The sequence below is a fragment of the Cytobacillus sp. NCCP-133 genome, from assembly GCF_026011715.1.
Lineage (GTDB): Bacteria > Bacillota > Bacilli > Bacillales > Cytobacillaceae > Cytobacillus.
Genome location: NZ_BRVM01000005.1, coordinates 56,081 through 67,299, shown reverse-complemented (window position 1 = coordinate 67,299; position 11,219 = coordinate 56,081). Strand labels below are relative to the sequence as shown.

The 11,219-nt window shown below is 41.6% G+C and carries 7 protein-coding genes and 1 pseudogene; 1 reads left to right on the top strand and 7 read right to left on the bottom strand.

What is annotated here, in order from left to right; translation table 11 throughout:
* Nucleotides 1-71 precede the first annotated feature (71 nt).
* Nucleotides 72-428 (top strand): cupin domain-containing protein, encoded by a 357-nt coding sequence (locus NCCP133_RS08370; protein ID WP_264804473.1) that lies wholly within the window; start codon nt 72-74, stop codon nt 426-428.
* A gap of 1,025 nt (nt 429-1,453) precedes the next feature.
* On the opposite strand, the pseudogene NCCP133_RS08365 reads toward NCCP133_RS08370, so the two are convergent.
* The 7 genes and pseudogenes from NCCP133_RS08365 to NCCP133_RS08335 form a co-directional block, all read right to left on the bottom strand.
* Nucleotides 1,454-2,120, bottom strand: a pseudogene (locus NCCP133_RS08365) (GNAT family N-acetyltransferase).
* 3 nt (nt 2,121-2,123) lie between these two features.
* The gene (locus NCCP133_RS08360) at nt 2,124-2,999 is read right to left on the bottom strand and encodes a carbon-nitrogen hydrolase family protein (protein WP_264804472.1); all 876 of its coding nucleotides are present in this window, start codon (nt 2,997-2,999) and stop codon (nt 2,124-2,126) included.
* Between the two features lie 200 nt (nt 3,000-3,199).
* Nucleotides 3,200-3,637 (bottom strand): hypothetical protein, encoded by a 438-nt coding sequence (locus NCCP133_RS08355; RefSeq protein ID WP_264804471.1) that lies wholly within the window; start codon nt 3,635-3,637, stop codon nt 3,200-3,202.
* A 668-nt stretch (nt 3,638-4,305) separates the two neighbouring features.
* Entirely contained in the window at nt 4,306-5,682 is a 1,377-nt protein-coding gene (gene nagE / locus NCCP133_RS08350; protein ID WP_264804470.1) for an N-acetylglucosamine-specific PTS transporter subunit IIBC, read from the bottom strand.
* Between the two features lie 154 nt (nt 5,683-5,836).
* Nucleotides 5,837-7,096: an exo-beta-N-acetylmuramidase NamZ family protein gene (locus tag NCCP133_RS08345; protein WP_264804469.1), complete on the bottom strand. Its 1,260-nt coding sequence runs from the start codon at nt 7,094-7,096 to the stop codon at nt 5,837-5,839.
* 163 nt (nt 7,097-7,259) lie between these two features.
* Nucleotides 7,260-9,374, bottom strand: coding sequence for a glycoside hydrolase family 3 protein (locus tag NCCP133_RS08340; RefSeq protein WP_264804468.1), 2,115 nt, complete (start codon nt 9,372-9,374; stop codon nt 7,260-7,262).
* Nucleotides 9,375-9,441: 67 nt separating this feature from the next.
* Nucleotides 9,442-11,151, bottom strand: coding sequence for a serine hydrolase (locus NCCP133_RS08335; RefSeq protein WP_442874251.1), 1,710 nt, complete (start codon nt 11,149-11,151; stop codon nt 9,442-9,444).
* Nucleotides 11,152-11,219: the final 68 nt, after the last annotated feature.

The following is an 11,219-nucleotide window of genomic DNA, read 5'->3' as shown; positions in this document are numbered from 1 at the left end:
AGTGGGGGAAGTGATATCAATCATCACCTGGAAGAATGAAATTCATTATCATTGAGGTGTAATCACTAGTAATGGAAGCTGTTAAAATGGAGAAAAAATCATTTGCACAATCAATTGAATATAATGAAAAACAATTTACAAAGCGAATTCTTTTTAATAAAGGAGAAAGTACCGTTTTTGTACTTAATTTTATGCCTGGACAAGAGCTACCCGCCCATAAACACTCTGGCACTGATGTGTATTTATTAGTACTACAAGGAAAAGGAACACTATTCATAAATGGAGATCCCTCTGAAGTGACAGCAAAGGATGTGATTCATGCAAGCGGAGAAGAAGAATTTGCATTTCAAAACAATGGAGATGAACCTGCAAGCCTCTATGTGATGCTTTCTAAAATACCAAATGAAAGATATGCCCAAGATATTTAATATAAGAAAAGCGCAGGGCGCCTTGCCCATGAAGGAACGCAGACTAAGACCGCCACGTCCTGTGGCAACGTCTTCATGACCCGCATCCTCCCAACAGCTGCCGCTTTCGGTCGTGCGATGTTTATCCTCAAAAAAAGCTACCGCTTTTTTCTTAGTGCCAAAAGATTTGCTGACGAAGCCTTCCTTGTCCTGCGGGCCTCAGGCATAAGACAAGCCCTGTAAGAAGGTGTTCTTTCCTTCTGTAAGGGATTGGCTTATGATCCCGAGTCCCTAGGAGCCGCAACTAGACAAACCGAAATGTGGAGGCGACTGCCCAGGGACGACAGGCATAAGACAAGCCCTGTAAGAAGGTGTTCTTTCCTTCTGTAAGGGATTGGCTTATGATCCCGAGTCCCTAGGAGCCGCAACTAGACAAGCTTGTGACCTCCAGGGGGCAGGCTGCTTGCTCTAGACAGTTCTCTAAGTTCAAATGGATATAAATTCTGATATCATAAAAAAAACAATTTCTGGTTTAATTCGTTGATACCAATCAAGGCGTTCACTGCTCTCCGATAGTCCTTTGCTCCTAATGCTTGAAGTTAAATCTCCATCCTGCAGTTAACAATGAAAATTAAAAAGCATCTTCCTGTTGCGGAAAATGCTTTAAACTTTTTATCTTCTGCTTTTCAGTTTTCTTTTTATTGCAGGGACAACATACCGCTTTACTAAGGTGGCCCCATTTTTTAAAATAAATGCTTTTATTAATCTTTTTATAACCATTGGACATCCTCTCTTCCTCTTGCAGTATTTTTTTATCTATACCTTTCCCTGAGGCCGCCTAAACCTTGCATAAAAATAGATTCTGAAAAACAAAGGCCTGAGAGGAATTTATAAAAGTAATAATCCAATCTTTTCTTTTTTTGTAATCGATCAATCTTTGTAACCCATTCTTTCTGTTTAGTTGAAAGCAGGGCGTAGTATGCTGATAGGAAGTTGATTACTAGCTCTGAAGATGTCAGAGGGCATAAAGCAGAAATCAGGTCCTTTTACTGCTTAAATGGATTTTTCCACTCCATTAAAACAGCATAATTAAGTGACTCCTCATCTTCTAGATAATTTTCAACAATACTCACAGGGGTTCTACCGCATTTTAATAAAAATGTGATAACAGGATCTTTCATCCCCCCGTCAATCACCTTTTGTAAATATTCCAGTGGTGATAAATTTTGAGCTGCTTTACTGTATCCAGGCATGCGGCCCCTCCAAGCATCCGTTCAAGCCTTAGCTGCACCACAACTTGATACATTGACTGCATCATTAGTTTTCCAAGTCCAAGCTTACGGAACTTTGGAGGAACACTGATATCCACGATATACAACGTGTTTCCATGAGGGTCGTGATTTCGGATATAGCCATTATCTGTTATTTCTTCCCATGTGTGTGCAGGATGTTACGGATCAAAATCAACTATCAGCCCTGTTAAGGATCCAGCCAATATTCCATCCACTTCAATGCATAGTGCACCTTCAGGGAATAGTTCTGTGTGATTATTCAATTGCTCTTTATTCCACCAAAGTTCAGATGGAAAAGGAGGAGGAAAACATTCAGACTGAATTTCAATCAAGTCATCAAAATCCGCCTTTGTATAGCTTCGAATGGTAACAGGCACCGGTTATCTGCATCAAATACATAAAAATCACTTTTGTACCCCATTTTTTATCCTTCTATGTTCCTTTTTTCCCAATCTATATATAAATCGGTTCTGCGGTCACGCCAGGTTGTCACTGAGCCGCGTTCACGAACTTCATATAATAAGCCTAAATCAAGGTCGGCGGTTACTATCATATCGTCATTCAGCTCACCTTCCACCATAATCCCATTAGACGGGAATGGAATGTCATTAGGTGTGATAATAGCCGCCTGGCCGAAATTGGCACGCATGAAGTCAACGGTAGGAAGAGATCCGATTGTCCCGGTTACCACCACATACACCTGGTTTTCAATGGCACGTGCATGGCTTGTGTATCGGACACGATGGAAGCCATGGCGGTCATCCGTGCAGGAAGGACAGAAAATAACGTCTGCGCCTTTTGCTTTAGCCATACGGACGATTTCAGGGAACTCTATATCGTAGCATGTCAAAATGGCGATTCTGCCTTTTTCAGTATCAAAGACATGCAGCCCTTCACCCGATGACATATTCCATTCATGAACCTCAGTGGGTGTAATATGCAGCTTAGCCTGCTCTTCAATTCGGCCATCTGGATAAAATAAATGGGCAACATTAAACAAGCGGCCATCTCGATTAATAACATGGGTGCCGCCGATGATATGCATATTTGTTTCTTGAGCAAATTTTGAGAAAAGTGTTCGATATTGATCTGTAAATCCAGGCAGCTCATTTATTGTCAAACTGGTTCCCTGCTCGCTCCCGATTGACAGAAGCTGGGTTGTAAAAAACTCCGGAAATAAAACAAATTCCGATCTAAATTCCTGAGCTGTTTTAATATAATGCTCGCACTGTTTTGCAAAGTCTTCAAATGAACGAATGGTGTGCAAATGATACTGCACTGCGGAAACACGAATTTTCAATTGTACTCCCCCTCATCAGCAAAATTATAGATGAGTCATACTCTATCTTTAAAAGATTATCACTGATTTCTCTTCAATGCACAATACCTTTTTATCGCTTTACGAAACTTTTTAATTAACAGTAATTCTACTTTACAAACCAGGCTTATGGGATTTTTTTATCTGCAATCTCATACGTGGCTTTTGCTTTTATTTATTTCCTATTTTAACAGTTTGCTTAATCCTGTAATAAGCCCAACACCCTTTTTAAAATCTTGATTTGCAGCATTTACTACCTTTAGATATAGGCCTAATAGAGAAGCATTTTGCTTTTTTAATTCGGCTACTTCTATTTGTGTTTTTTCGAGTTCTTTCTTTAATTGACCTATTTCTTTTCTCAAATTAGTAAGATCAGTGTTATCTTCGTTTGCCTCTTCCACTAAATCCTTTATAGTTCCCCTAGGCTCTTTATTGATTTCTTCTACTAATTCCTTTAATGAATCATCCTTTAATAATTTGTTGGCCATCTTGAAAATAGACCCGAAATCAAGATTTTTCTCGTCTTCAATTAAGTTTGCCGCCAGCTTTTGCACAGCTTCCGATTTCTCAGATGATATTTTTTTGTTATTGTTTCTATATTCCTTGTTTTTTTCTTTCATAATTTAAGCCCGCCTTTTCGTTTTCTCTTATCATTCTATGAATCTGCGCCCTATTGGCAGTGGACAAACATCTATTTGGATTATGAATTGGGGGAATGTCCCTAATATAGGAAAAACCCCGGTGCTTCCGGGGTTTCTCGCAAATATCCTTTCTGTCCTAGGCACACTCCAGGAGTGAGCAGATTGCGTTTCTGATCGCGCCTGCTGTTGAAGGTGCTAGAATACTTGCTAATAATAAAACGACAGCCAATAAAATAACAACCAAAATTGTTAAAGGTGCTAGCATGGTCATATCCCCCCTCTATAGTCATTTAATAAGGGAACCCTTACGTAGTCATGTTATGTATAATGTGTGGACATGCATAAGCGAACATCATAGTCCAGTAAAAAAGTGCGCTTGTCCATTAGTTTTTTTATTTCTCTATTAAATTTCTAATTAATCATCTGAAGAAAATGACAAGAATTTTTTCCCATTTAGCTAAAAATCAAAGGCTCTTTTCTCGTAGATTGCTTTTTTCACTTAAAAATTTTTTACCGCTGATTAATATTAGTTCGAAAGCAACTAATTTTACGAAAGTAACTAAACCAAAAGAACTTTTACTCCTTCTATGTATTACCCTTAGGATGCAAAAAGCTGGCCCCTTAAATAAAGAGTGCCAGCTTTCACTTTATATTTTCTTTAATTCATTTGAAAGGAATTCAACATCCGTCCCAACAATGACTTGGAGGCTGGTTTTGCTCAGTTTAATGACCCCTTTTGAACCGAGCTGTTTTAATCGAGCTTCATCCACCAGCGACATATCTCTGACCTTTAACCTAAGGCGGGTGACACAGTTGTCAACCTCCACAAGATTATCATTTCCGCCCAGTGCAGCAAGATACTGATTTGCTGCTTCCACGTAGTTGTCTTTAACAGAGGAGTTCTCTTCAATTTCGCCTTCTATCTCATCTTCTCGTCCTGGCGTTTTCAAGTCTAATTTTTTTATAAGGAAATAGAAGATCACAAAATAGAGAAGTGCATAGATGAGGCCGATTCCAGTCAGGAGTATCGGCTTCTCTGCAATACCAAAGTTCAGAAAATAATCCAATGCCCCTGCTGAAAATCCAAATCCATGATGGATATCAAGAATATATGCTATAGACATAGCCAAACCTGTTAATATAGCATGAATGAAATATAAAACAGGCGATAAGAACATAAATGAGAATTCAATCGGCTCTGTAATACCAGTCAAGAAGGAGGTAAATGCGAGGCCCGCCAATGCACCGGTCATCACTTTTCTTCTTTCCTTTTTAGCTGCTGCAATCATTGCGAACGCCGCTCCAGGCAATCCGAACATCATGATTGGGAAGAATCCGGCCATAAAAATACCGGCAGATGGGTCTTTAGCAAGGAAGCGCCATAAGTCTCCTTTAATGACATCCCCTGCTGCATTTGTAAATTCTCCAAACTCAAACCATACTAGTGTGTTTAGAATATGATGCAGACCAATTGGAATTAAAAGGCGATTCATGAAGCCGAAAACACCTACACCCGCAGCTCCAGCGCCGATAATCCAGTCCCCGACGCTGTTGATCCCTGCCTGGACCGGCGGCCAAACATAGCCAAACAGGAACGCGATGATTAGCATCACAAGCGATGTAATAATCGGAACAAATCGCTTCCCGCCAAAGAATCCAAGCCAATCCGGCAGTTTAATATTATGATATTTATTGTATAATAGCCCTGCAATAATACCGGAAATGATCCCTCCGAAAACCCCCATATTGATTGTGTCATTAATAGCAACAGCACCTTCTGACAACACGAAATAGCCAACTGCGCCGGCAAGCGCCGCTGCTCCGCTGCCATCCTTCGAGAACCCAATAGCAATCCCTATCGCAAACAGAAGAGCCAAGTGGCCAAATACCGCATTCCCGGCTGCAGAGATAAACGGAATTCCTAAAAGGTCATCCTGTCCAAGCCTCAGCAATAGTGCCGCAGCCGGCATAATCGCAATCGGAAGCATCAAAGACTTACCAATCCTTTGTAAAAACTCCAACATTCCAAACACCTCTTTCTTTTTACATTTTTATAATTTCTATGAACAGGCTTTATTTTTCAGAACCAGGCACCACCCGAAATATGTCGAAAGTCACAGAATAGGAAAAAAGAACTTGGTGAGGTTCCTCACCAAGTTCTTTTTTCTTTTTGCTAGTTTAGTAGAGCAAGTATTGTTCACGTGTTTGATTGAACTCGTTCAATTCCTGTTGCCATCGGACAGAGATTTCCTCTACAGATTGCCCATCTTCAATTGCAGCACGGATCCATCCATTCCCCATGAGGTTATCAAAAAATGAAATGCCTGCATTATTTTCAGCACGGAATTGGAAGTGATCCGGATACATATCATGAATCGCTTTGACGATATGAAGTCCTGTCTCTACCGGCTTGAACGCATTGCGTTGTGTAATATGGATTTGAATACCATGTGAGAGTCTCCCAGCATGTTTTGAAAAGCTCGGCATAAAGGAAGCAGCTCTGAAAGCCACACCAGGCAGATTCAGACTGTTCAAGTGAGATGCCAAATCATCAGCATTGATGAACGGTGCACCGATTAATTCGAATGGCTTAGTTGTTCCACGTCCCTCAGAGACATTTGTTCCTTCGATTAATGCAGCACCGGGATATACCAACGCTGTCTCTATTGTTGGCATATTGGGTGAAGGCATGACAAATGGGAGATTCGTGTCGTCATAATACATATTGCGCTTCCATCCGTTCATTTCTACAACCGTTAAATCTGCGCCTATACCAAATTCCTTATTGAACAACTCTGCAAGCTCACCTACAGTCATGCCGTGGCGAAGCGGAATTGAATAGTTTCCTACAAATGAAGAATATTTCATGTCAAGCACAGGTCCCTCAACTTTTGTCCCTCCCTGGGGATTTGGACGGTCCAAGACGATGAAAGGAATATCGTTCTCTTCGGCAGCTTCCATTGCATTAGCCATTGTATAAATGTATGTGTAGAAACGGGTTCCTACATCCTGGATGTCAAATAGAAGCACATCTACATTTTCAAGCATTTCCGGTGTAGGCTTTTTTGTATTCCCGTATAAACTGTATACTGGCACGCCTGTTATTTCATCGATATAAAATTCAACATATTCCCCCGCCTGTGCGCTTCCGCGGACTCCATGCTCCGGTCCATATAAAGCAGTCAACTCAACATCCGGGTCATTATGCAAGAGATCAACAATGCTGTTAAGATCCTGATCCACCCCAGTTGGATTTGTAATCAGCCCTACTTTTTTTCCTTCAATCAGATGCTTTTGCTCTTTTAAAAGCACTTCAACACCCAGCTGGAACTTTTTATCCTTGCCTTTCGCTTTGCCATTTCCATTGTCTGCAAGCACTACAGATAAAGAAGAGAGTACTAGAATCATTGTCAAGAAAGACATAAACCACTTTTTCATTTGATTTCCCTCCGTGTTTGAAAACGGGATCTGGACAAAACCTGAAAAAGGCTTGTCCAGTCCATTTCGGTTTCGATGATATATCTCTAAATTTAATAGATATATTGGAAATTCCGTTGATATCACTTTTCTTCACTGATCTAAACAGAAAGAACTTCAAACTTTAATAGCGCAACCCATGTCCAAATTTATATAAACCACTGCCATCCTGCCCGGGAATTGTCACCGGCAATTTACCGGAAGGGTTGACTTGGCCGAAGATGGCTGCTGCCGTTGCCCCAAAGCTTGCTGTTCTGAATCCGTATTGTGCAAGGTAGGCATCAACTTCCGGATATGCCATTATGTCATATGGGTTGCGGATGCCAACACCTATTACCGGTGCGTCGGTTTCATCTATAATGGAGTTAATCAGTTTCATTTGATCGCTGTTCGGTGATCGGCCCGATACATTATAAGTGTAGGATCCAACAATTACTGCACTGGCATCCTTTATTTGCTGACGCTGAGCGTCCGTTAATATATATTCTGATGTTTGCATAACAGCTGTATTTTTGTGACGCTTACTAATTGCCTCCCCCAGGCTTGCAATGTACGTATTCCCGACGACTACAATCTCATCAGCTTCTTCAACCTTTAACGGCAATGCAGCTCCTTCATTTTTTACTAATGTAATGGAGCGCTCAGCTGCCTCTTTTTCCACTTGCTTATGCTCTAGAGATCCAACAACCTCAAGTGCTTGTGCAATTTTTTCTTCAATCGGGAGGGGTGTTTCTTCTTTAATAATTCCGCGTTTGAGTTTCAGCGTTAGAATTCTTTCAACGGAAGCCTCAATCTGTTCTTCTGTAATCTCACCGCTTTCCACTGCGTCGAGCAGACCATCAGCAACTTCTTCGAGTCCCACAGGCATGAGTACAATATCTGTTCCTGCCTTTACTGCACGGATAGCAGCATCAATCGGACCAAAATGGTCTGCAATAGCTTTCATGTTCATGGCGTCTGTTGTTATGACACCTTCATAGCCCATTTCATCTCTCATTAATTCGGTTAGCACTTTATACGAAAGTGTGGCAGGAACCGCGATCTCCTCACCTGTTTTTTGTGAGATCGCTTTTGTATCATCGATTTTAGGGAAGGTTACATGAGCAGTCATGATGGCATCAATTCCTGCTTCCATCCCTTTTTGGAAAGGATATAATTCAACTTCTTTTAAGCGATCCTTTTCATGAGGTACTTCCGGCAAACCAAGATGGGAGTCTACTGCTGTATCTCCATGCCCTGGAAAGTGCTTGGCTGTTGCCGCTACACCCGCTGTTTGCAGTCCCTCTGTATAGGCGACACCCATTTTTGCGACAAGCTCAGGGTCTTCACCAAATGATCGCACTCCAATTACCGGGTTATCCGGATTATTGTTTACATCCATGACAGGTGCAAAATTCATATTGATTCCAAGGGAAGCCAGCTCTTCACCAATCGTTTTCCCGACTTTACGGGAAATTTCTTCTGATTTGGCCGCTCCAAGTGCCATATTCCCCGGCATATCTGTTCCGGATTGAAGACGAGTAACGATACCGCCTTCCTGGTCAATTGTCATTAACAAACCGAACTTTTCAGAAGCAGCTTGGTAGCCGGATACTAACTTCGCTGTCTGCTCAGTTGTAACAACATTTTCACGGAATAGTATGACTCCGCCTAAATGATAATCCTGTACAAGCTGTTCAATCTCAGGAAGCATTTCAGTTACATTGTTGCCCTTCCAATTGCGGAAATCAGGCATCAGCATCTGGCCAACTTTTTCTTCAATTGAAAGTTTGCTGATTGCATGGCTGATAATATTATAACGATCTCCCTGTTGCTTGATCACAGTCGCTTTTGAAGCTGGCTTGCCTTTGACAGTTCGGTTTGAATCCACTTTGTAATCAATAGCGATCCGGTCTTTAAACTGGCCATCCTTCACACTGATGAACGTTCTGCCGTTGTGACCGGTTAAGGTCACATGGCCATTCTGATCAACGGTCGCAATATTTTTATTGGAAGACTTCCATTCAACACCAGAAGAGACTTTCATGAAATGTCCTTCTTTAAAGACATGAATGGCATTTAACTCAATTTTCTCGCCACTCGCATCAGCGGCTATTTGCGGCACATTTTGCAGGATGATTAGATCCTTAATGTTTCCTTCCGCCGAAACCTTCTTCATTTGTGCACCTAACCAGAGCTGCGAGACTGCCAGCATTAAGGCGAGAAGAGAAAGAAAGATTCCTTTCCGCGCTTTTATCATTTCTTACACCTTCCTAACTGCATTTTTTCGAATCCCTTATGCTTACCTTTCTCCAATTCATGGAACCCTAGTAATTTCTCTCTTGCCAGCCATTTCCTGTGAACTCTGGTTCAACTGTTTGGCTTTCTGAACTCTTCACTTTAATGTTATCAACATACCATCCTCGTCCGTTTGTGGAACCATCTGTCTCGTATCTGAATCGAACATGTTTTGTTCCAGCAGGAATCTCCACTTCTTCATTTTTCCAATCAACACTGCTTCCTGTGATTGGTTCTGTAGCTTTTGTCCAATTAAAGCCATCCTCAGAAAATTCTACATAGCCCTTATCATAATTGGTTTCGGTTCTGTACCATGTCTCGAAAGACAGGACCGCATCTTTTTCAACATCCACTTTAGCTGTTAAAAGGTGCTGGGCTTTATCACCATATCCAGAGAACCAGGCGTCGCCTTTTCCAGGAATGGATACCGGAATGGCATCGGCTACTTGCCTCGCAAAGGCTCTTCTAGCAATATTCGTTGTAACTGTATTTCTTGAAGGGTGTACACGATTTGTTAGGAGAATCGCAATTGTGCCGTTATTTCGGTTAATTACAATGGAAGTTCCCGTATACCCTGTGTGCCCAAGCGAATTCCCTTCAGACAATGCATCCATAAACCACCCCTGGCCCAGCTCCCAGCCGAGACCATGATCATTTCCAGGAAATTGCGGAATTTGATTTTCAATAAGCATTTTAACTGTTTCTTCTTTTAAAATTTGGTTTCCGCCATATCGCCCGTTATTCACATACATATGTGCGAATTTCGCAAGATCTGAGGCGGTTGAAAAGACACCGGCATGGCCTGCGACACCATCGAGTGACCATGCATTCTCATCATGAACTTCGCCCCATACGAGTCCGCGGTTTATGGCAGGCTGATATTCAGTTGCTGCAATTCTGTGTTTCAAAGATTCAGGCGGGTTATACATAGTATCTTTCATGCCCAGCGGTTTAGTAATATGCTCTTTTACAAACTCATCAAGTCTTTGTCCTGATAGGCGTTCGATCATGGCTCCCAGCGTAATCATATTCAGATCGCTGTATGAATACTTTTGTCCCGGCTCATTGGCTAATGGATAGTTAAAGACAATTTGCAAACGGTCCTTTCGGCTGCCGCCCTGTGAATGTAAAGGGATCCAGGCAGTGAAACCTGATGTATGAGTCATCAGCTGACGAATTGTAACACTCTCTTTGCCGTTTTCAGCAAACTCGGGTATATACTTTGCTACAGGTTCATCAAGCTTAAAATAACCTTCATCATATAACTGCATAGCAGCGGTAGTGGTAAAAATTTTGCTGATCGAAGCCAGGTCGAAGATTGTATCTTCTGTCATTTCAATTTGATTTTCTGCTTCGGTGAATTTATCATCCTTATAACGGTAAGCATACCCATAGGCATCCTGTTTAACGATTTGGCCCCTTCTTGCAACAAAAGCTACAGCCCCAGACATGACGCCATCTTCGATCATACCTTCCATAATTGAATCGATTTTATTAAGCGGCTGCTGAACCATTCCAGCACCTGTTGCAGACCCAGGATGCAGTACTGGAGAAATCGGTCCAGGGCGATCCCATGAAAATACCGGATGTACTTTGTGATGCGGACTCTTTTTATCTCTCATTTCCATCGTTGATCCAGCTCCTTCCCCGCCTTGCGCAGCTACTGGAAATTCTGCTGGAATAAAGAGTGATGTGGTAATTGCTGCAGTAAGCGCAATATGCATATATGTTTTTTTCATATTTCCTCCCTTATTCTTATGATTTTTGCCCATACAATAACCTCCTTTGCGTTTGAAAAGGTTTACAT